This window comes from Streptomyces sp. PL-25 (assembly GCF_058344915.1).
Genome location: NZ_CP136997.1, coordinates 5,028,952 through 5,049,691 on the forward strand (window position 1 = coordinate 5,028,952; position 20,740 = coordinate 5,049,691).

A 20,740-nucleotide genomic window follows, 5' to 3' on the forward strand; every position below is an offset into this window, starting at 1 on the left:
ATGAGAAAGATACTCGTCGTGGGGGCCGGCCAGTCCGGTCTCCAGCTCGCCCTCGGCCTCCAGTCGCACGGGTACGAGGTCACCCTCATGTCCAACCGGACCGCGGACGAGATCCGCTCCGGCCGGGTCATGTCGACCCAGTGCATGTTCCACACCGCGCTCCAGCACGAGCGGGACGTCCAGGTGAACTTCTGGGAGTCCCAGGCCCCCAGGATCGAGGGCCTCGGCCTCTCGGTCGCCGCGCCCGGCTCCCACGACCCCGGTCCCACCCAGCGGGCGATCGACTGGCTGGGCCGGCTCGACGGGTACGCGCAGTCGGTCGACCAGCGGGTCAAGATGGCCGGCTGGATGGAGACCTTCGCGCAGCGCGGCGGCCAGCTCGTCATCCACGGCGCCGCCGTCGGCGACCTCGACTACTTCTCCCGCGCCTACGACCTCGTCCTCGTCTCGGCGGGCAAGGGCGAGCTGGTGTCGATGTTCGAGCGGGACGCGGAGCGCTCGCCCTACAGCGAGCCGCAGCGCGCGCTGGCGGTGGCGTACGTGCACGGGCTCGGCCCGCGCCCGGAGCACCCGGACCTCGACGCGGTCCGCTGCAACGTGGTGCCCGGGGTCGGCGAGCTGTTCGTCATGCCGACCCTCACCCTCTCGGGCCGCGCCGACATCCTGTTCTGGGAGGGCATACCCGGCGGGCCCCTGGACGTCTTCAAGGGCGTCAAGGACCCGGCCCGGCATCTGGCCCTGACGCTGGACCTGATGCGGACGTTCACGCCGTGGGAGTACGCGCGCGCCACGGAGGTGGAGCTGACCGACGCGGGCGGCACCCTGGCCGGCCGCTACGCGCCCACCGTGCGCAAGCCGGTCGGGCGGCTGCCCGGCGGCGGCCTGGTGCTGGGCGTCGCGGACGTCGTCGTCGCCAACGACCCGATCACCGGCCAGGGTTCGAACTCGGCGTCCAAGTGCGCCGCCGCCTATCTCGCCTCGATCCTCGAACACGGCGACAAGCCGTTCGACGAGGAGTGGATGCGGCAGACGTTCGACCGCTACTGGGACACCGCCCGGCACGTCACCAAGTGGACGAACGCCATGCTCGCCCCGCCGCCGGAGCACGTCCTGAACCTCTTCGGTGCCGCCGGTCAGCTCCCGCCCATCGCCGACCGCATCGCCAACGGCTTCAACGACCCGGCCGACTTCGAGCACTTCTTCTACGAGCCGGACAAGGCCGAGGCGTACGTGGCCGAGGTCGCGGGCGCCGCGCCCGCCGCCTGACGTCACCGCTTCGCCCGGCGTCACAGCTTCGGCGGTGCCGCGTCCGCCCCGGCCGCCGCGCCCGGCGGGAGCGCGGGCGGGGCGTACCGGGGCAGCGGCCTGCCGCCCGGGTCGGGGCGCACCGCGCCGAGCACCGGGTTGGCGGTGAGCGGGGAGACCTTCACCTTCGTCCCGGGCCGGGGTGCCTGCACCACCATGCCGTCCCCGAGGTAGAGGGCGACATGGGTGGCCTTGGGGAAGTAGACCACCAGGTCGCCCGGCCGCAGCTGGGCCAGCGGGACGTGCGGCAGCCGGGCCCACTGCTCCTGGCTGGTGCGCGGAATGGGCGTACCGGCCTGGCCCCAGGCCCGCGAGGTCAGGCCCGAGCAGTCGTAGGCCGCCGGTCCTGTGGCGCCCCACCGGTAGGGCTTGCCGAGCTGGCGCACCGCGTAGCGCACGGCCGCCTCGCCCTTGGGCGTGGGCGGCCTGGCGGCGCCCAGCGCGCCGGAGGCGAGCAGCGCGGTGCGCGCCTGGTCGGTGCCGTTCTTCTCGACGGCGGCGAGCGCGGTGAGCTGCGCCGGGCTGAGCGAGGCGAGCAGTTTCTCGATGGCGTGCAGCTTCTCCCGTACGGCGTCGCGGTCCCGCTGCTGCCGCCGGGCCAGGGCGAGCCGGGCGTCGTAGGCGGTGCGGGCGGCGCGTGCCAGCCGGTCCGCCGTCCGCTCGCCGGCCGTCAGCCGGGCCACCGCCTCGGCGCGCTGCCGGGCCAGTTGCCCGATGACATGGCCCTGCTCCAGGGCGTGCTGCGGGTCGCGGGCGAGCAGCAGCCGCAGATAGGGGGAGAAGTCGCTGGTGCCCTGGTACTCCTGGCGGGCGAGCCGGCCCGCCGCCGCCTTTCCGGCGGCCAGGTCCTGCCGGGCCCGGCCGAGGGCGGCGGCCAGCCGGTCGGTCTCGGCGCGCTGCCGCTCCAGCCGCTCGGCGGTGGCGCCGTAGACCGCGGTGGCCTGTTCGGACTGCCGGTACAGGGACTGAAGGTCCGTCAGCAGCGCGGCCGTGGACGGCTGTCCGGGCGCCGCGGGCCATGGATCGGCCGTGGCGGTCGCCGGGACGAGGGCGGCCTGCGCCGCCACCGCCGCCGTGCACACCAGGCGCAGTGTCCTGCCTGACACGACATCACCTCCGGTGCGGGGCGGTCCCTCCGCTCCACACCGTGAGGATTGGACGTATGAGCCGATTTGTGTGCCGGTCGTGCGCCGTCCGGCGCAACCAGGTCACCCGCCGGTGTCACCCGGCTTGCCCTCGTCCGTGTTCCGGGGTGCCGGGCGGGACCACGGCCACCTCGGTCCGGTGCCGCGCCGGCCCTCCGGGTCGAAGGTGTACTTCCAGCCCTGCGGCAGCCCGAGCCGTTTGCTGTGCCCGCGCGGCTGCCGCCGGTAGACGAGCACGGTGGGCGGGCCGCCGGCCGGGTCCGGGACCGGGATGCGGTACGTCTTCGGGGGGTTCCCGGTGGGGCCCACCAGCACGGGCAGCACCCGGCCGTCCATGGGCCCGCCCTCGAAGGGGGTGTCTTCGCTCTTCACGGCACCAGTGTCAGTCATCCGCCGCGGACAGGCGCCGGACCAGCTCGGCGGTCTGGGGGTCGCGGGCCGCGGTCACCGTCAGCACGGCCGCGAACTGCTCGACCAGCCAGTCCCGCAGCTCCCCGACGGGCGGCTGCTTGTCCTCGTCGAGCCAGATGAGCGAGGCGGCCTCCACGGCGGTGATCCACATCCGTACGGTCATCCGCAGCCGCGGCCCGGGGCCGTCGACCCGGAGGTGGCTGAGGATGTGCTCGGCGGCGGCCCGGCGCACCCCGTCCACGATGGCGGTGGTGCGGGAGGTCTCCACCACGCTGCCGCCCTGGAGCAGCGCGCTGAACCCGGTGTCGTGCTGGTCGACGAAGGCCAGGTAGCGGTCGAGGGCGCGGGCCAGGCGGGGCAGCAGCGGGCCGGTGCGCGGCTCGTCGAAGCAGTGCCGCAGCTCCTCGGCGGCGGAGCGCAGCGCGGCCTCGTACAGCTGCTGCTTGCCGCCGGGGAAGTACCGGTACACCAGCGGCCGTGACACCCCGGCGGCCTCCGCCACGTCGTCCAGCGAGACCTCCTCGGGCGCCCGGTGCGCGAAGAGGGACAGGGCCGCTTCGAGCAGTTGGGCGCGCCGTTCCTCGACGCTGAGGCGGCGATACGCGGGGGTCGGGGCGGCGGGGCTCATGACCAGCAGCGTAATCGGTGGCGGCCCGTCCCGGCCGTCCCGATCGGGCCGCTCACGCGCCCGCTCCCGCGCGTCGCCGCGGCCGGTCACGCCAGCAGGCCCGAGGACCGCCACAGCTGCCGCCCGACGCCCCGCAGCACCCCGATGTCGTCGAGGAAGTCGGTGAGCCGCCCGGCGCCCGTCCGCATGATCTCGCGCCGGTGCCCGCTGGCCTTCACCTGGGCCATGGCCTCGCGCTTGTCCAGGCCCACGTTCGGATAGACCTCGGGGTTGACGAAGGCGAGCGAGAAGACCCGGGCGAACTCGCCGGAGGTGACCCGGGTGAACTCCCTGGACCACTTCGGCGCGGTCACCATCTGGCGGCGCAGCTCCTCACGGGCGTAGCGCACGTGCCGGGCCTCCTCGACGACGTGGATACGGGTGACCCCGCGCACCAGCGGCTGTATCCGCTCGTCCGGGAAGGTCAGGCGCTGCATCCAGTCGAGCACCTCCTCGCCGAGCAGGGTGGCGGTGAAGGAGCCGGGGGTGGTGGAGACGGTCTTGAAGAGCCGGCCGAGGTGCTGGTGGACCGGGCTCACCGGGTACCAGGGGGTGCCGCCGCGGGTGATCATGCGGGCGAACATCTTCGAGTGCCGGCACTCGTCCTCGATCTCGGTCAGGGCGTAGCGCACGTGCGCGCTGGTGACCGCCTTGTCGTAGACGTGCCGCACGAGCAGCTGCATCAGGATCAGCTCGAACCAGATGCCGAGGGAGGCGAGCGCGGCGGCCTCGTGCCGGGAGAGCAGGATCCGCTGCTCCTCGCTCATCCGCTTCCACAGCGGGGTGTCGTACAGCGAGACCAGCTCCGGCGGCCAGAACCACTTGCCCTCCTCGAAGGGCGCCTCCCAGTCCAGCTCCTTGTCCGGGTCGAAGGAGTGCTTGGCGGAAGAGTCGAGCAGCCGCTCGGCCACCTGCTCCCGGTCCTTGAGCAGGCCGAGCGCGTCGCGCAGTCCGGCGAGCGCCTCGGCTTCCGTCACGGTCGTCATGGCTGTCCACCTCGTCGTACGGGAATGCGGCTGGGCCGACTGGTTACTCGGCAGTCAGTTCCTTCGCCTCTTATGAGACTGCGTGTCAGCAAGCCCGTCAATCCCTCGCGCACGACGTATCGGCCCGGTGCCTACGACTCCGGCGCCGCCGGTGTCCGCAGCACCGCCTCCATCACCGCCTTCGCGATCGGCGCCGCCGTACCGCCACCGCTGATGTCACCGCGCCGCGCCGAGGCGTCCTCCACCACCACGGCCACCGCCACCCGCGGATCCAGGTCCTCCGAGCCCTGCGCCCAGGAGACGAACCAGGCGTACGGCGTGCCCGCGTTGCCCACCCCGTGCTGCGCGGTGCCCGTCTTGCCGCCCACCACGGCGCCCGGGATCGCCGCGTTGCGGCCGGTGCCGTAGCTCACCACGTCGCACATCAGCTCCCGCAGCCGCTCCGCCGTCGTCGCCCGCATCACCTGCCGCACCGGCCGCGACCCGGCCGCCGACACCGTCGCCCCGCCGCTGCGCGTGGTCCGCTCCACGAGATACGGCACCCGCACCTGGCCGCCGTTCGCGACCGCCGCCGCCACCATCGCCATCTGCAACGGCGTGGCCCGTGTGTTGTACTGCCCGATGGACGACAGCGCGAGCTGCGCCCGGTCGGCGGGCGCGTCGAACGTGCTCGGCGCCACCGCGAAGGGCACCTTCAGATCCGGGTCGTCGAAACCGAAGCCCCGCGCCGCCTCCCGCATCCCCCGCGCGCCGACGTCCACGCCGAGCTTGGCGAACACCGTGTTGCACGACCAGGCGAAGGCGAAGCGCAGCGAGGCGTCCTCGCAGTCGTCGGCCTCGTTGACCAGCCGCGTGGTGCTGCCCGGCAGCCGGTAGGGGTCCGGCGAGTCGGTCGGCGCGTCCAGGTCCGTCACGACCCCCGAGTCCAGCGCCGCCGCCGCGGTCACCACCTTGAACGTCGAACCCGGCGGATACGTCTGCCGCACCGCCCGGTTGAGCATCGGCTGCTCCGGATCGTCGTTCAGCCGCGCCCAGGCCGCCTCGGTCGCGGGCCCGTTCCCGGACAGCTCCGCCGGGTCGTACGACGGGGTCGACACCAGCGCCAGGATCCGGCCCGTGGCCGGTTCCACCGCCGCCACTGCCCCCTTGCGCGCCCCCAGCCCCTCGAAGGCCGCCCGCTGCGCCGCCGCGTTCAGCGTCGTCACCACGTCGCCGCCCGCGGGCTGCCCGCGCGTGAAGTCGTTCCACAGCGGGAACCCCGCCAGCATCGGATCGGTCCCCGCCAGCACCCGGTCCTCGGAGCGCTCCAGATACGTGGTGCCGTACAGCTGCGAGGCGAAGCCGGTGACCGGGGCGTACAACGGGCCGTCGGCGTACGTGCGTTCGTAGCGGAGCTGCTCGCCGGTGTCCCGGGAGCCGGTCACCGCCCGCCCGCCGACCAGGATGTCGCCGCGCGGCTGCTGGTAACGGGCGATGGCCGGGCGGCGGTTGGCCGGGTTGCCGCCGTAGGACCGGCCCTGGAGCACCTGGAGCCAGGCCGTGTTCACCAGCAGTGCCACCAGCAGGACCAGGCAGAAAACGGCGGCGTGCCGGATGTGCCGGGTCACCGCGGGCCTCCCCGCCCGGACCGGTCGCGGACCACGGTGAGGCCGCCGCCCCTCCGACCGCCCCGCGCACGGCGGGCGGAGGCGGGCCGTCGGCTGGGCCGGGGGCGGCTCGTGGTGGTGGACGCAGGGTCTGTCCGGGGGCGGCTCGCGGCGGGGGCCGGCCGGGTCGGTCGGGTGCCGGTCATGGGGCCACCGTCCCGTCGTACTGGCGCCGGGCCACGTGGCTGACGCGGATCAGGAGGGCCACGATCGCCCAGTTGGTGACCACCGAGGAGCCGCCCTGGGCCAGGAAGGGCATCGCCATGCCGGTCAGCGGGATCAGGCCGGTCACCCCGCCCGCGATCACGAACACCTGGAGCGCCACGATCGAGGCGAGCCCCACCGCCAGCAGCCGCCCGAAGGGGTCGCGCAGGGCGAGGCCGGCCCGGTAGCCGCGCTCGACGAGCAGGGCGTACAGCAGGAAGACCGCGGACAGCCCGGCCAGACCCAGTTCCTCCCCGGCGGTGGCCAGGATGAAGTCCGACTTGGCCGCGAAGCCGACCAGGATCGAGTGGCCGAGCCCGAGGCCGGTGCCGAGCACCCCGCCCGCCGCGAACGAGAACAGCGACTGGGCGACCTGGCCGGGGCCCCGCCCCGCCTCGATCGTCGCGAACGGGTGCAGCCACTCCGCGACCCGGCTGTGCACATGCGGCTCCAGCCAGCCGACGGCGAACGCCCCGGCCGTGGCGAGCAGCAGCCCGAGCGCGATCCAGCCGGTGCGGCCGGTGGCGATGTACAGCATCACCACGAACAGCCCGAAGAACAGCAGCGAGGTCCCCAGGTCCCGCTCCAGCACCAGCACCCCGACGCTCAGCAGCCAGATCGCGACCACCGGCCCCAGCACCCGCCCGGTGGGCAGCTGCACCCGCCACACCCGGCGGCCGGTGTAGGCCAGTGCGCTGCGGTTGGCGGCGAGGTACGCGGCGAAGAACACCGCGAGCAGCACCTTGGCGAACTCGCCCGGCTGGAAGGAGAACCCGCCGAAGCGGATCCAGATGCGGGCGCCGTTCACCGCCGGGAAGAGGATGGGCAGCGTGAGCAGCCCGAGCGCGGCCACCACGCAGACGTACGCGTACCGCTGGAGCCAGCGGTGGTCGCGCAGCACGAACACGACCAGGGTGAACAGCGCCACGCCCAGCGTCGACCACACCAGTTGCACCGGCGCCGCCCGCTCGCCCGGCGTCTCCAGGTCCAGCCGGTAGATCAGCACCAGGCCGAGCCCGTTCAGCAGCACACCGATGGGCAGCAGCAGCGGGTCGGCGTACGGCGCCCGCAGCCGCACCGCGCCGTGCGCGAGCAGCGCCAGCACGCCGAGCCCGGCGCCGTAACCGGCGGCGCCGGGCGGGATCGTGCCGTGCCTGGCCAGGCCGACGGCGCAGTAGCCGTACACGGACAGCAGGACGGCGAGGACGATCAGGGCGAGTTCGACACCGCGCCGCCGGGGCAGGCGCGGCGCGCCCGGCGCGGACGGGTCCGCCGCCGCGGTGGCTCCCGTGGCTCCGGCGGTTCCCGTGGTTCCGGTGGTCCCGGTCATTCCGGCCTCGGTCATGCCGGGAATCTACCGAAAAGATGCATATCGGACGTCGTGCGGGTCAGCACCAGCGTGGCGCGGGCCCGACGTTGTCGATGTAGCGGGCCGAACCCCAGGCCCAGGTGCCGTCCGCGAGGAGGTACCACAGGTGGTTGCCGTCCACGTTCGCGCCGTTCGTCTTGCAGTAGATCCAGACCGTCTCGCCCTGGCGGGCCACCCGGAGGACCTGGCTGCCCCGGTCCGGCCGCGAGCGCAGGGCGAGCCCGCCCCGGGCGGTGACCCGGCCCCGGTAGAAGCGGGTGGCGCTGTCCGGCGTGCCGCTCTGCGCGGGGGGCGTGGCGCTGGACGTGGGGGAGGCCGCGGGTGCGGGCGAGGTGGTGGACGTGGGCGAGGCGGCCGGTGCGGGGGCGGTGGCGGCCGCGGGGCCGGGGGTGCCCGCCGGGGTGGCGCGGCCGTCCTCGTCCGCGACGGCGGGCGCGACGGCGGCGGCCAGCAGCACACCGGCGGCGGCCGTCACGGCGAGCCGGGCGAGCGCGGTGCGCGGGGAGCGGGGGGAGTGGGGCGAGTGCGGGGAACGCGAGGACACGGACGACCTCCAGTGGGGCGGCGAAGTCCAGGAAAGCGGACTTGTCTGACTTACCGTCACCTTAGGAGCGCATCGGCCGGGGTCGTCCCGCCACGCTGCGGAGGCGGGGAGGACGTCACCTGAAATGCCGTCAGGCGGGGTCGCCCGGCGCTTCCGTGCCTGCTTCCGGCCCTCCGGCCGCCGCCGGGGCCCCGGGGACCTCCGGCGGGCTCTGCGGCAGCGTCAGGGTCGCCACCGCCCCGCCGTCCGCCGCGTCGGCGAACTCCAGCCGGGCGCCCAGCACCTCCGCCTGGCCGCGCGCGATCGTCAGCCCGAGCCCGTGCCCCGTCGCGCCGCCCTCGGTGCGGAACCGCTGCGGCCCGTGCTCCAGCAGATACGCGGGGAAGCCGTCGCCGTAGTCGCGCACGGTCACCACCGGACCGTCCACGGTCAGCACCACCGGCGGCCGGCCGTGCCGGTGCGCGTTGGCCACCAGATTGCCCAGCACCCGTTCCAGCCGCCGCCGGTCCGTCTCCACGTACACGTCCCGTACGACCCTGACCCGCGTGCCGTCCCCGGCCGCCGCGTCCGCCGCGCGCACCGCCCGCCGCGCCACCGTGCTCAGGTGCTCGGCGTCCAGGGCGGCCCGCTCCCGCCCGGTGTCGAGGCGGGAGATCTCCAGCAGGTCCTCGGTGAGCGTGCGCAGCGCCGCCACCCGGTCGCGCACCAGCTCCGTGGGGCGGCCCGGCGGCAGCAGCTCGGCCGCCGCGTGCAGCCCGGTCAGCGGAGTGCGCAGCTCGTGCGCCACGTCCGCGGTGAAGCGCTGCTCGGCCAGCAGCTTGCCCTGGAGCGAGGCGGCCATCGAGTCCAGCGCGGCGGCGACCGCGGCCACCTCGTCCTGCGGGCGCGAGCGGTCGCGGGTCAGCGGGTCGTTCACCCGCGCGTCCAGGTCGCCGGTGCTGATCCGGCGGGCCACCAGCGCCGTCGCGTGCAGGCGCCGGGTCACCCGGGTCACCGCGAACGCGCCCACCAGCAGCGTCGCCCCGATCGCCAGACCGGACGACCACAGGATGGCGTTGTCCAGACCGGCGATGGTGTGCGCCTGCTGCGAGTAGTCGACCTCGACGGCCAGCACCCGCCCGTGGTCGGCGGGGCCGGCCGCCCACATCGTGGGCCGCCCGTGGTGCCGTCCGACCACCGTGCCGCGCTGTCCGCTCGCGGCCAGCCGGCGCAGCGACGGCGGCAGCCCCTCGGGGTCGACGCCCGCGCCGGGCAGCGGGGTGTCCCCGGACTCGAACGCGCTCGTGGCGTCCTTCAGCCGGGTCAGCGCCAGCTCACGGGCCTGGCCGACGGTCTGGTCGGTCACCGAGACATGCACGAGGATGCCGAGCAGCGCGGCGAGCGCGCAGCACATCACCGTGATGAAGGCCGCGGCCTTCGCGCCCAGCGACCCGGCCCACCGGGGCAGCGTCACCCTCATCGGCCGCTCTCGCCCGGCAGCGCGGACGGGGTGAGGCCGGGGGCCGGAGCCGGGGTCTCGGTGGGGGCGGGCCGGGGCACGGGCGACGGCGGGGCGGTGGGCGCCGGGGTGCGCGCCCGCGTCGGCTTGTGCGGCCCGGTGCGCAGGAACTCGTCCCGGGTGAACACCATCGCCCGCTGGTCCGCGTCCCAGGACCAGCTGGTGCGGTACTCGTACCCGGCGATCCCCGCGGGCGAGCGGATGATCACGGCCCGCCCGGCCAGTTCCACGCCGATCACCGCGTCGTCGTTGGCGAACACCTGGACGAGCCGGTGCCCCTCGAAGGTGTAGACGCGCACGGCCGTCTGGTTGGTGGGATAGAGGCGGAAGCCCAGCGTCAGGTCGTCGCGTCCGTCACCGGTCAGGTCGCGGTAGTACGGCCGCAGCACGGGGCAGTCGCCGTGGCCGGGCCCCGCCCCGCACGCGGCCAGCCGGGCGCCGGTGTCCCGGTACGGGGCCTTGGCGCCCTTGTAGTCGCTCGGATGCGCGGCGATCTCGGCGCGCACGACGGCCACCGGGTCGACCTCGCGGATGTCGTCGCCGGGGGCGGTGATCCCCTTGACCGTCTCGATCTGCACCTCGTCGTACGGCCAGGCGGGGCTGGCGGCCGGGCGCAGCGAGGGCCACAGCCGGGCCGGGCTGACGGCGGTCTCGGTGCTGCCAGCGGCCCGCAGTCCGCCCGCGTCGCCGCAGCCCGCCGCCGTGGCCAGCAGCAGGGCGACGACGGCGGTGACGCGGGCGGGACGCTTGCGGAACACTGTTCTCCGAAGGGGGGGGCGGGGGTCGGGGCGGCGCCGGGACGGTGGCCCGCCCGGAGACGGGACCCGCGCCTCCGGGCCTCGTCCACCATATTCGTATTATTCGTACGGACGTCCTTTTTGCGGAGCGGACGGTCCCTGGGCCTGCTCGGCCTGCTCCGCTTTGCGGGGCGGGCGGCTACTCGGCCGGTTCCCCCAGTTCCTCCAGCAGCCGGACCGTCGCCAGCCCCGCCCGCAGATAGTCGGCGAACAGCTCGTTGTGCAGCGCCCACGGCGAGCGGCGGGCGCGGATCAGCCCGATCGCCTCGTCTGCCCCGCTGCCCCGGAGCATCAGCGCGTGCCCGACGACCAGGCCCGAGCGGTTGTACCCGGACCAGCAGCGCACCAGGACCCGCCGGCCCTCGTCCAGCGCGGCGCAGGCGGCCTCGGCGAGCCGCATCACCCCGGCCAGCTGCGTGGCGTCCAGCGGTCCGTCCGGGATCGGCCACACCTGGTGGGGGACCCCGGTCCCCGGACCGTGGCCGGGCAGCCTGAGCAGCGTCTGCACCAGGTCGAACTCGTCGCGCACGACGACCGGAGCCGACCGCCCTGAGTCGTCCCGCACCTCGTGTCCGCCCATCCACAGGCCGGGCACGATCTCGTTCCACGGGCTCTCCGGAGCCGGCACCAAGGGTTGTGTTCCACCGGTCGGCAACGGCGCACCTCCCCAACTCCCCGCCCACGGCTCCTCAAAGGTAGCCGCGTTCTTGCCCCGGGAGCACCCCGCCTGTTCCCATGGTCGTAGGGGTGATGGTGGATGAGCGCACCACGTCGAGAGCCCGGACAGCCCGGACAGCCCGAACGGATCGGACAGCCCGGACAACCCGGCGGGAGCGGCCCGGGGCGCCTGCGGGTCGTACCGGGCGGCCGTCACGAGCCGGACCGGCTCCACGTCTGCGCGGGCGACGGCCGTACCGCAGCCTGGTACGACCGGGACGCGGCCCGGGTGCACCTGCTGGCCGAGGACGCCCGGGAGGACGTGCTGGAGGCGCTCGGCCCCTTCCTCGCCGGGCCGGTCGCGGTGGGTCCGCCGCCCGTCCCCACCCGCGCCGACCTGGCCCGGCTGAGCCTGCACCCCGACGACGACCTGGCACCCAACCGCCCCGGCGAGGCCCTGCTCGTCGCCCTCGAACGGGACCCGGCCCCCGCCCACCGCCTGCGCGCCGACCCGCGCCGCCGGGCGCTCGCGGCGGAGCGCGCGGCGGGCGAGGCGCTGGACCGGCTGGAGGGCGCCGGCTGGCGTGTCCTGCACTCCGTGCCGCTGCCCGGAGGCGACCGCATCCACCATCTGGCGATCGGCCCCGGCGGGCTGTTCGCCGTGCACAGCGTGTACGCCCGCAAGCAGCGCGTCCGGGTGGCCGACCCGGCGGTCGCGCTGGGCCGCCACGAGCCGCAGCCCCTGATCCGGCGCGTCCGCGCCGCCGCGGACCGGGCCTCCTTCGCCCTCACCGCCGAGGTGCACCCGCTGCTGGCCCTGGCCGCCCCCGCCGACCTCAGGGTCACCGCCCCGCCGCGCGGGGTGCGCGTGCTGCGGGACGCGGACCTGGAGAGCCTGGCCCGCCTGGGCGGCGTCCTGAAACCGGCGGACGTGGAGGCCCTGCACGCGATGGCCCGGGACCGCGCCACGTGGACCCGGGTCTGACCCGGGTCTGATCCGGGTCTGATCCGGGTCTGATCCGGGCCCGAACGGCGCTTGCCGGGGCTACGGCACCGCGTGCGCCCGCGCCGGGTCCAGCAGCGGGGCCAGCAGGTCCCCGTGGTCGCGGACCCGGTCCGCGATGTCCCCGGCCTCGAAGCGGAGCTGCCGGGGCGCCCGGCACCCGGCGACCTCCTCCCAGGTCACCGGGGTGGAGACGGTGGGATGCGCCCGCGCGCGCAGGGTGTAGGGCGCGGCGGTCGTCTTGCGCGCCGCGTTCTGGCTCCAGTCGACGAAGACCTTGCCCGGCCGCAGCTTGCGCGTCATGCGGTGCAGCACCAGATGCGGCATCGCCCGCTCCGCCTCCACGGCCAGCTCCTTGGCGTACGCGGAGGTCCGCTCGCCGGAGGCGCCGCGCACGGCGGCCAGCAGGTGCAGCCCCTTGGACCCGGAGGTCTTCGCGTACGCCTCGATCCCGTCCGCGGCCAGCCGCTCGCGCAGCCAGAGCGCCACCTCGCAGCAGTCGGCCACGGTCGCGGGCGGCCCCGGATCGAGGTCGAACACGATCCGGTCCGCCTCCTCCGGGGCCCCGGCCCGCCACTGCGGGGTGTGGAACTCCGTCACCAGGTTGGCGGCCCACATCAGGCTCGGCAGATCCTGCACGAGCACCATCCGGGCCGGCCCCGCCGTGCGCGGCACCTCGGCCGTCGTCACCCACTCGGGCGTACCGGGCGGCACGTTCTTGGTGAAGAAGACCTGGCCGTCGGGGCCGTCCGGATACCGCAGGAAGGACACCGGCCGGTCCCGCAGATGGGGGAGCAGCACCTCGGCGACGGTCGCGTAGTAGTGCAGCACCTCGCCCTTGGTGAACCCGGTCGCGGGATACAGCACCTTGTCCAGATTGCTGAGCGCGAGCCGGCGGCCCTCCACGTCCGTGATCGGCGCCATACGATAAGAAAAGCATGTACTTCAGATGAAACCGAACACATCCGGCCCGGAAGGTGCTGCACGTGCGATCCATCTGGAACGGCGCCATCTCGTTCGGCCTGGTCAGCATCCCGATCAAGCTGGTGAACGCCACCGAGAACCACACCATCTCCTTCCGCCAGATCCACACGGAGGACGGCGGCCGGATCCGCTACCGCAAGGTGTGCGAACTGGAGGACCGCGAGGTCGGCCAGGGGGAGATCGGCAAGGGGTACGAGGACGCGGACGGCAGCATCATCCCGATCACCGACGAGGACCTGGCCCATCTGCCGCTGCCGACCGCGCGGACGATCGACATCGTGGCGTTCGTCCCGGCGGACCGGATCGACCCGCTCCGGCTGGAGCACTCCTACTACCTGGCGGCGGGCGGGGCCCCGGCCGCCAAGCCGTACACGCTGCTGCGCGAGGCGCTCAAGCGCAGCAAGCGGGTGGCCGTCGCGAAGTTCGCACTGCGCGGGCGCGAGCGGCTGGGCATGCTGCGGGTGGTGGACGACGTCATCGTCATGCACGGCCTGCTCTGGCCGGACGAGATCCGCGCCCCGCAGGGCGTGGCCCCGGAGACCGACGTCACCGTCCGGGACAAGGAACTGGACCTCGCGGACGCCCTGATGGACACCCTCGGCGAGGTCGACCTGGAGGACCTGCACGACGAGTACCGCGAGGCGCTGGAGGAGGTCGTCGCGGCGAAGGCGGCCGGCGAGGCGCCGCCCGAGACCCCCGGACCGGCCCCCGGCGGCAAGGTGCTCGACCTGATGGCCGCCCTGGAGAACAGCGTGCGGGCGGCCAAGCGGTCCCGGGGCGAGGAAGCGGGGGAGGACGCGGAGGAGGAGGCCGCGGACGGGGGCGGCCAGGAGGCGGAGGCCGAGGTCACGCACCTCCCCCGGCGCAAGAGCACCCGCGGCGCCCCGAAGAAGGCGGCGGCCGGGAAGGCGTCCGGGTCGCGTACCGGGAAGTCCGCGTCCCCGGCGAAGGAGACGGCTTCCGGCGGGAAGAAGACGGCCGCCAAGACCGCGTCCGGAGCGAAGGCGGGACGGTCGGACACCAAGACGGGCCAGGCGAAGAAGACGTCCTCCTCCGCCGGGACGGCCGCCAAGAAGAGCCCGGCGAAGAAGACGGCGGCCCGCAAGCGCACGGCCTAGCGCGCACGGCCTAGCGCACCGCCGTCTCCCGCTGCCTCCTGCCCCGCTCACGCGCTCACGCGCTCCGGGGAAGGCGCCGCAGCGCCAGTACGGCGTTGTGGCCGCCGAACCCGAACGAGTTGCTGAGCACGAGGTCGCCGCGCTCCGGCAGGGCGCGCGGGGCCCCGGTCACCACGTCGAGGTCGATCTCCTCGTCCAGCCGGGCGCAGCCCACGGTGGGCGGCACGACCCCGTTGTGCAGGGTGAGCACCGCGGCGACGGCCTCGACCCCGCCCGCGGCACCCTGGAGGTGCCCGAGGTGTCCCTTGAGCGCGGTGACCGGCACCTCGCCGCCGCCCGCTCCGAGCACCGCCCGCAGCGCCCCGGCCTCGGCGAGGTCGCCCTCGGCGGTGGCGGTGGCGTGGGCGTTGACATGGACGACGTCGACGAGGTGCGCGCCGGCGTCCCGGACGGCCCGGCGCAGCGCGAGGGCGACGCCGCTGCCCGAGGGGTCGGGCGCGGCCATGTGGTGGGCGTCGGCGGAGAGTCCCCAGCCGGCGGCCTCGCAGTAGATCCGGGCGCCCCGGGCGCGGGCGTGCTCCTCCGCCTCCAGGACCAGGATCCCGGCGCCCTCGCCGTTGACGAACCCGGCCCGGTCCGCGGCGAACGGCCGCGAGGGCGAGGTCCCGTCCTCCAGGCCCAGGTCGGACAGGGCGCGCATGGCGGCGAAGGAGGCCATGATCGCCGGGGTGACGACCGCTTCGGCGCCGCCGGCCAGGGCCACGTCGACGCGGCCGTACCGTATCCGGTCGATGGCCTGCCCGATCGCCTCGGTGCCGGAGGCGCAGGCGCTGGTCACGGTGCGGGCCTCGCCGGTGATGTGCAGGTCGAGGGAGACCTGTGAGGCGGCCTGCGAGGGCACGGTCATGGGGGTGGTGAGCGGGGAGACGGCGCGCGGGCCCTTGTCGCGCAGCTTGCGGTCGCCGCCGACGAGGACGGAGGCGTCGCCGAGGATCGCGCCGAGGCTGACGCCGACCCGCTCCGGGTCGAGTCCGCTCTCGCGGGTGCCGCCCTCGGTGAACCCGGCGTCGCCCCATGCCTCGCGCGCGGCGAGCACGGCGAACTGGGCGGCCCGGTTCATCCGCCGGGCCGCGGCCCGGGGCAGCAGTCCGGCCGGGTCCACGGGCACGACACCCGCGGTGCGCACCGGCAGCTCGGCGAACTCCTCGTCCGGCAGTTCCCGTATCCCGTGCCGCCCGTCGAGCAGCCCCTGCCACAGCTCGCCCGTCCCGGTGCCCAGGGGGGTCATGGCACCGAGACCGGTCACGACGACCCGCCGCGGCCCGGCCTCCGAGGGACGGCGGGCCGGCCGCGCGTGATGGCGTACGACGTATCCGGCGTGGTCGGCGTCGGCGGCCCAGCCGCGCACGGCGTCGTCGGTCACGGTCTCCGTGGTCCGGGAGTCCAGGTCGCGGTGCCAGCGGCCCCACCGCCGCTGGTACGTCACCTCGACGCCCTCCGGGTCGACGGCGCGCAGCCGGGTGACGGTGTCGCCGTCCCGGAACTCGACGGCGTCCAGCCGCGGCGAGGACACGGCGGGCACGGCCGCGGCATCCACCCGCCGCCCGGCGACGACCACCTCCTGCCCCCGCGCCAGGACCTCTTCCCGGTCCGGACCGCCCAGCGGCGGGCGCAGCGTCACCCGGATCGTCTCCGGTGATTCGGGCAGCGTGTGCAGCACGGCACACCACTGCCGCCGTTCGGCCTCGTCCCGCGAGAGGGCGACCAGATCACCGGGGACGACCTCGGCGGCGGTCACTGCGTGGGGGGTGAGGGGGACTTCTGGCATCTCGGACGAATGGGACATAAGTGCACTGCTTCCTGTGACCCGAGGTGTCATTCGGTGGACCATTCGAGTGAAAGGGACAAACAGCCGAAAAACTACGGAAATAGACGTGGGTCCCAAACAGGACGGATGTGCGAATACCCACAACCCCCATGAACACCCCAGGAGTTGCCCGCCCACCGCACCCCCGCCTGTGCGCCAGGTCACTGCCGCACGCCGGGGCGAGGTGATGCCGTGTGACCTACGGCACGTCAGATGCGTCGGGGAGGCCGGAGACGGCCGTGGCGGAGAAAACCGGATGAGGACTCGGCTCCCCACGGGCTACGTTGATCGGGCTCGAAGGGGGAACCGTGACCAAGCTGAATCAGATCATCGCCGTGGAGAAGGGCGTCAAGAGCAAAGCGCTCCAGGACAGTGCGGCGGCGCACCAGAAGGTGCAGAAGCCGGTGCTGCTCGCCGGGATCTCGCGGACGTACCAGCCGAAGGACGAGGAGGGCGAGCAGTTGCCGCCCGAGTCCTCGCGGGTGCAGGTGAAGGCCGAGGAGATCCTGCGGGACATGTCGGCGTCCCTGACCCGGCTGTTCGACGTGACCGCGACGAAGGACTGGGCGAACCGCACGGCGTGCGCGGACGTCACGGTGGACGGCCGGACGATCCTCGCCGAGGTCCCGGTCAGCTACCTCCTCTTCCTGGAGAAGCAGCTCACCGAGCTGCACGCCTTCGTCAAGAAGCTACCGGTGCTGGACGCGGCCGAGTCCTGGTCGCTGGACCCGTCGACGGACTGGTGGAAGACCGACCCGGTCCGCACGATCCGCACGAAGAAGGTGCCGCGCAACCACGTCAAGGCGGAGGCCACCGAGAAGCACCCGGCCCAGGTCGAGGTGTACTACGAGGACGTGCCGATCGGTTACTGGACCACGGTGAAGTTCTCCGGCGCCCTGCCCGCCCGCCGGGTGAACGAGCTGCTGGAGCGGGTGGAGAAGCTCCAGCAGGCGGTGAAGTTCGCCCGCGAGGAGGCCAACGGCACGGAGATCACCGACCAGCGGACCGGGGAGGCGGTGTTCGGCTACCTGTTCGCCTGACCGGGCGACGGGCAGCCCCATGATCGCCCCCGCGTGCGAGCGCGGGGGTGCGTGAAGGGCGCGGACCGGATCGAGGACCGGTGCGCGCCATGAGCGCAAGCTGAAACTGACGTTCAGCCTGACTCGCACGGCCGCGGCGAAGACCGTGACCGTGCTCAGCCTCAGACTCTCGCTCCAGCTTCAGCATTCGCCACCGATCGCCGGTGGGACCGAGTACGGACGACCGTCGCCGGATGCGAGTTCGAATCTCGCCTGCACTTCTCCGCGGTGCGGTAGTTCAAAGGAAGAACACGGAGGCTTGAACCCGATCCGTACTCTTCAAACGCCATCGGCGTGCGCATGGGGTGGCATCCCCAGGGGCCCGGGAGCTGGATACGTCTCCCGGGCCCCGCCGCGCTTCCGGGTCCCGCCGTGCTTCCGGGTCCCGCCGTGCTTCCGGGGCCTGTCGCGTTTCCGTGGGCTGTCGCGTTTCCGTGGGCTGTGGCGTTCCGGCCCGCCGTCCGTTCCGGCCCGCCGTCCGTTCTGCCGACCGTCCGTCTGCCCGCCGCGCGCTCACACGAGGCGGGCCACCAGCGGGCCCGTGTCCTCGCCGCGCTCGCGGGCGTCACGCCGGGCCAGCCCGGGGGACGCCCCGGCCCCGACCACCCGCCCTTCGCACAGTACGACCCAACTGCCCGCCGGAAGATCCTCGTTCAGCCCGCCCGCCGGTCCCGTCGGCAGCGTCGCGGCGACCGCCGCGGCCAGCGCGGCGTCCGGTTCCGCACCGGCGGCGTTCGCCCGCCGGGCCGGGCCCGCGGCACCGGCCCGCCACTCGGCGGTGGTCCGCTCACCGCCCGCCCGCCGCGACCACACCAGGTGCTGCACCACGATCAGCGGCCCCAGCGCGGTCAGCAGCGGAAAGCCCTCCGTCAGCGCGCCCACCGCGAACAGCACGCTGATCGCACTGGTGACGACGACCCCGACGGCCCCCGCCAGCAGCGCCGCCGGGCGCCCGTACGCCTTCGCCGCGACCAGTGGGAACAGCACGAGCAGCAGCAGGTCCCCGAGACCGACCGCGACCGGATGCGCGCCGCCGGTGAGCGCGAGCAGCGGGGCGAACGGCCGCCCGCGCACCTGCGCGAAGAAGTCGCCGGTGACATCCGTCAGCGTGGTGGCGACCAGGTCGTAGCAGGTCAACGCGGCTGCCAGCGCCGCGACATGGGCTGAGCGCATCCCGCTCTGCGCCCACAGGTTCGCCACCCCCACCACCGCCACGGCCAGCACCACATCGGTCCCGGCGCGCACCCCGGCCGACAGGTCCGCGACGGCGGCCCCCGCGGTCAGCGCGGTCGCCGCCAGGGCCAGGCACCACGCCCAGCGCCCCGAGCACAGCGGCGCCAGCGTGAACTGCACGGCCACGCAGAACACCAGCCCGAACAGCGCCGACACCCACGCGCCCGGCAGCGCGCCGTACAGCAGCGGGGCCACGACCACCCCGACGCACAGCACGGCGACGTCCGCCGGGGCGTACACCCCGACCGGCGGCCTGGGCATCGCGACCTTGGCCAGATAGCCGCCGGCCACCGCCATCAGCAGGGCCACACAGCAGCTCAGCGCCACCAGGGCGGTTCCGCTCACGCGCCGCTCCCCTCCTCGGCGGCCGGTGCGCCGCCGCGCGCGGCCACGGCCGGGGTGCGCGCCGCCCGGTCCGCGCCGCCGGACGGCCGGGCCGCCGTCTCGAAGCTGTGCTCGCGCAGATCAGCGCGCAGCGGAGCGGTGGGCGGCATCGCCGACCGGTCGTCGTACAGCACCAGGCCCGCCAGCGGCAGTCCCGCCGCCGCCGCGCGCTCCTCCAGCCGGGCGCGCAGCGCGGCCGCGGGCAGGGACGGCACGAGCAGGTGCAACAGCGCGCCGCCGTCCGCCTGTTCGGTCAGCGCATAGCGGGCGGGCAGCGGCACCTCGGGCTCCGCCTCGATGAGGTCGAGCAGGTCGCGGGTGGTGACGGCGGCGCTGAGCGGGCCGGTCCAGCGGCCCAGGATCTCCGAGGTGGCGGGCAGATGGGCGAGCGCGCAGCCGGGCGCGGCGGCGGGCAGGCGGACCAGGTCGCCGGTGGCGTAGCGCAGCAGCAGGGTGCACTCCCGGTAGGGGACGTAGGGGGTGTGCACGATCACGCCGGTGCCGCCGGGCGGGGTCGGCTCCCAGGTCAGCGGGTTGAGCACCTCCAGATGCCCGAACTCGGCGGTGTGGTGCAGATGCCCCTGGTCGCACGGCGTGCCCCCGGAGGGCAGCGTCTCGGTCATCAGGTACGAGGTCGCGACGGACGCCCCGAACACGGCCTCGGCGCGCTCGCGCAGCGGCCGGGACAGCACCTCGCCGCCCACCCCGATGCTGCGCAGCCCGAAGTCGGCGGGCCGCCAGCCGTCCCGCTCGGCCCGGTGCACCAGCGCGGAGAGATACGAGGCCGAGGTGCTGAGATGGCTGATCTGCCCGTGCTTGCCCGGCAGCCCGAGCGGCGCGGCGAGCCGGTCCAGCGCCTGCGCCGCCTCCAGCGTGCCGAACTGGACGAAGGAGGCGCCGACCCGGGTCGTGGACTCCTCGGCGTTGAGCAGCGGCAGCGTGGCGCGCGAACAGCCGGCGTAGGCGAGCGTGTCCCGCGGGCCCAGGCCCATGCCGAGGGCGGCCGAGATGGTGCTGAGCGCGATGGTGATGTCGAGTTCGGCCCGTGAGTACCAGACCGCGGTGGGTGTGCCGCTGGTCCCGGTGGTCAGCGCCATCAGCGCGGGCCGCGCCGCGGCCGAGACGAAGGCGCCCGGCATGCCGCGCAGCGCCTTCTTGGGAGTGACGGGCACCCGCGACCAACTGCCGGACCCGGAGCCGTCGTCACCGTACGGGTCGAGTGTGCCGGGATCGATGCCGAGTTCCCCGAACAGGTGCCGGTAGTAGGCGGTGTGCTCCGCCGCCGCCCGCGCGGTGGCCCGCAGGCTCCGCCGGGTGACCGTGCGCCGCACCTCGGGGTCGATCTGCCCCGCCTGCCCCGGCAGCAGCGCCGAGTCGGCGCCCGGCGCGCCGAACTCCTCCAGGGTGGCGACCAGATCACGGGCGATCCGCTCCAGGTCCCCGGGCCGGATCCGGCTGTTGCGCAGTACGGCCATGCCGTACCGGAGCTGACTGAGGGCGGTGCCGAACAAGGAGAGCCCTCCTGACGGGCCGACGGGCGACGGGCCGACCTGCCGGTCGCGGTGGACGGACGGAGAACCGGACACCGGGCGCGCACCGCGCCCGCCGCCACCTCGTCCCCGTCCGTACCGGGCCGGAATCAGGCCATGTGCGCGAACATCGCGGCGGACAGGGTGCTCAGGGCGTACTTCACGTAGTGCTTCACCATGGTCGGAACCTCCTCGCGGGGCGCCACCGGTCGGGCGGCGCGTGCCTGTTGACGAACGAGCAGCCGAACGCACTGCCGACCGGATCCGGCCGGAAGCAGCCGCAGTCTAGAAACGTTCATGAGTCCCGCACCAGA

Annotated in this window: 18 protein-coding genes; 4 read left to right on the forward strand and 14 right to left on the reverse strand. The window is 74.5% G+C overall.

Annotated features, from left to right (window positions below; all coding sequences use genetic code 11):
- Window positions 1-1,266: a styrene monooxygenase/indole monooxygenase family protein gene (locus tag R4Z62_RS22845; RefSeq protein WP_064535255.1), complete on the forward strand. Its 1,266-nt coding sequence runs from the start codon at window positions 1-3 to the stop codon at window positions 1,264-1,266.
- Between the two features lie 20 nt (window positions 1,267-1,286).
- Here R4Z62_RS22845 and R4Z62_RS22850 read toward each other — a convergent pair whose 3' ends face one another.
- From R4Z62_RS22850 to R4Z62_RS22895, 10 genes are all read right to left on the reverse strand, one after another.
- Entirely contained in the window at window positions 1,287-2,411 is a 1,125-nt protein-coding gene (locus R4Z62_RS22850) for a C40 family peptidase (RefSeq protein WP_491520748.1), read from the reverse strand.
- Window positions 2,412-2,513: 102 nt separating this feature from the next.
- Window positions 2,514-2,822, reverse strand: a complete 309-nt coding sequence (locus tag R4Z62_RS22855) for a DUF8847 domain-containing protein (protein ID WP_064535257.1) — start codon at window positions 2,820-2,822, stop codon at window positions 2,514-2,516.
- Window positions 2,823-2,832: 10 nt separating this feature from the next.
- Window positions 2,833-3,489: a TetR/AcrR family transcriptional regulator gene (locus R4Z62_RS22860; RefSeq protein WP_064535258.1), complete on the reverse strand. Its 657-nt coding sequence runs from the start codon at window positions 3,487-3,489 to the stop codon at window positions 2,833-2,835.
- Between the two features lie 86 nt (window positions 3,490-3,575).
- On the reverse strand, window positions 3,576-4,514 hold the full coding sequence (locus tag R4Z62_RS22865) for an AurF N-oxygenase family protein (protein ID WP_491520749.1): 939 nt from the start codon (window positions 4,512-4,514) through the stop codon (window positions 3,576-3,578).
- Window positions 4,515-4,645: 131 nt separating this feature from the next.
- Window positions 4,646-6,121, reverse strand: coding sequence for a penicillin-binding transpeptidase domain-containing protein (locus R4Z62_RS22870; protein WP_491520750.1), 1,476 nt, complete (start codon window positions 6,119-6,121; stop codon window positions 4,646-4,648).
- A 181-nt stretch (window positions 6,122-6,302) separates the two neighbouring features.
- A complete protein-coding gene (locus R4Z62_RS22875) occupies window positions 6,303-7,709 on the reverse strand; it encodes an FtsW/RodA/SpoVE family cell cycle protein (protein ID WP_491520751.1) in 1,407 nt (468 codons plus the stop codon).
- Window positions 7,710-7,752: 43 nt separating this feature from the next.
- Entirely contained in the window at window positions 7,753-8,277 is a 525-nt protein-coding gene (locus R4Z62_RS22880) for an SH3 domain-containing protein (protein WP_491520752.1), read from the reverse strand.
- 130 nt (window positions 8,278-8,407) lie between these two features.
- Entirely contained in the window at window positions 8,408-9,736 is a 1,329-nt protein-coding gene (locus tag R4Z62_RS22885) for an ATP-binding protein (RefSeq protein ID WP_491520753.1), read from the reverse strand.
- A complete protein-coding gene (locus tag R4Z62_RS22890) occupies window positions 9,733-10,533 on the reverse strand; it encodes a hypothetical protein (protein ID WP_064535264.1) in 801 nt (266 codons plus the stop codon). The genes R4Z62_RS22885 and R4Z62_RS22890 overlap by 4 nt, the downstream gene beginning before the upstream one ends.
- 178 nt (window positions 10,534-10,711) lie before the next feature.
- Window positions 10,712-11,200, reverse strand: a complete 489-nt coding sequence (locus R4Z62_RS22895) for a protein-tyrosine phosphatase family protein (RefSeq protein ID WP_064535265.1) — start codon at window positions 11,198-11,200, stop codon at window positions 10,712-10,714.
- Window positions 11,201-11,419: 219 nt separating this feature from the next.
- Here R4Z62_RS22895 and R4Z62_RS22900 point away from each other — a divergent pair, with 219 nt between their 5' ends.
- Complete coding sequence (locus tag R4Z62_RS22900; RefSeq protein WP_491521914.1) at window positions 11,420-12,214, forward strand: nuclease-related domain-containing protein; 795 nt, start codon at window positions 11,420-11,422, stop codon at window positions 12,212-12,214.
- Between the two features lie 60 nt (window positions 12,215-12,274).
- Here R4Z62_RS22900 and ligD read toward each other — a convergent pair whose 3' ends face one another.
- On the reverse strand, window positions 12,275-13,156 hold the full coding sequence (gene ligD, locus R4Z62_RS22905) for a non-homologous end-joining DNA ligase (protein ID WP_382846233.1): 882 nt from the start codon (window positions 13,154-13,156) through the stop codon (window positions 12,275-12,277).
- Window positions 13,157-13,218: 62 nt separating this feature from the next.
- On the opposite strand from ligD, the gene ku reads away from it, so the two are divergent.
- A complete protein-coding gene (gene ku, locus R4Z62_RS22910) occupies window positions 13,219-14,334 on the forward strand; it encodes a non-homologous end joining protein Ku (protein WP_491520754.1) in 1,116 nt (371 codons plus the stop codon).
- Window positions 14,335-14,389: 55 nt separating this feature from the next.
- Here the strand turns inward: ku and R4Z62_RS22915 are convergent, their stop codons facing one another.
- Window positions 14,390-16,180 (reverse strand): beta-ketoacyl-[acyl-carrier-protein] synthase family protein, encoded by a 1,791-nt coding sequence (locus R4Z62_RS22915; protein WP_491520755.1) that lies wholly within the window; start codon window positions 16,178-16,180, stop codon window positions 14,390-14,392.
- A 329-nt stretch (window positions 16,181-16,509) separates the two neighbouring features.
- Here R4Z62_RS22915 and R4Z62_RS22920 point away from each other — a divergent pair, with 329 nt between their 5' ends.
- On the forward strand, window positions 16,510-17,241 hold the full coding sequence (locus tag R4Z62_RS22920; protein WP_491520756.1) for a DUF7873 family protein: 732 nt from the start codon (window positions 16,510-16,512) through the stop codon (window positions 17,239-17,241).
- A 552-nt stretch (window positions 17,242-17,793) separates the two neighbouring features.
- Here R4Z62_RS22920 and R4Z62_RS22925 read toward each other — a convergent pair.
- Window positions 17,794-18,858 carry a hypothetical protein gene (locus R4Z62_RS22925; RefSeq protein WP_491520757.1) on the reverse strand — a complete coding sequence of 355 codons (1,065 nt, stop codon included), beginning with the start codon at window positions 18,856-18,858 and terminating at the stop codon, window positions 17,794-17,796.
- On the reverse strand, window positions 18,855-20,408 hold the full coding sequence (locus R4Z62_RS22930; protein ID WP_385495170.1) for a phenylacetate--CoA ligase family protein: 1,554 nt from the start codon (window positions 20,406-20,408) through the stop codon (window positions 18,855-18,857). The genes R4Z62_RS22925 and R4Z62_RS22930 overlap by 4 nt, the downstream gene beginning before the upstream one ends.
- Window positions 20,409-20,740 lie beyond the last annotated feature (332 nt).

Excerpts from the sequence above, each read along its gene's own strand:
- R4Z62_RS22865 (WP_491520749.1), bottom strand. The coding sequence starts at position 4,514 with ATGACGACCGTGACGGAAGCCGAGGCGCTCGCCGGACTGCGCGACGCG.
- R4Z62_RS22885 (WP_491520753.1), bottom strand. The coding sequence starts at position 9,736 with ATGAGGGTGACGCTGCCCCGGTGGGCCGGGTCGCTGGGCGCGAAGGCC.
- R4Z62_RS22915 (WP_491520755.1), bottom strand. The coding sequence starts at position 16,180 with ATGTCCCATTCGTCCGAGATGCCAGAAGTCCCCCTCACCCCCCACGCA.
- R4Z62_RS22875 (WP_491520751.1), bottom strand. The coding sequence starts at position 7,709 with ATGACCGAGGCCGGAATGACCGGGACCACCGGAACCACGGGAACCGCC.
- ligD (WP_382846233.1), bottom strand. The coding sequence starts at position 13,156 with ATGGCGCCGATCACGGACGTGGAGGGCCGCCGGCTCGCGCTCAGCAAT.
- R4Z62_RS22845 (WP_064535255.1), top strand. The coding sequence starts at position 1 with ATGAGAAAGATACTCGTCGTGGGGGCCGGCCAGTCCGGTCTCCAGCTC.
- R4Z62_RS22860 (WP_064535258.1), bottom strand. The coding sequence starts at position 3,489 with ATGAGCCCCGCCGCCCCGACCCCCGCGTATCGCCGCCTCAGCGTCGAG.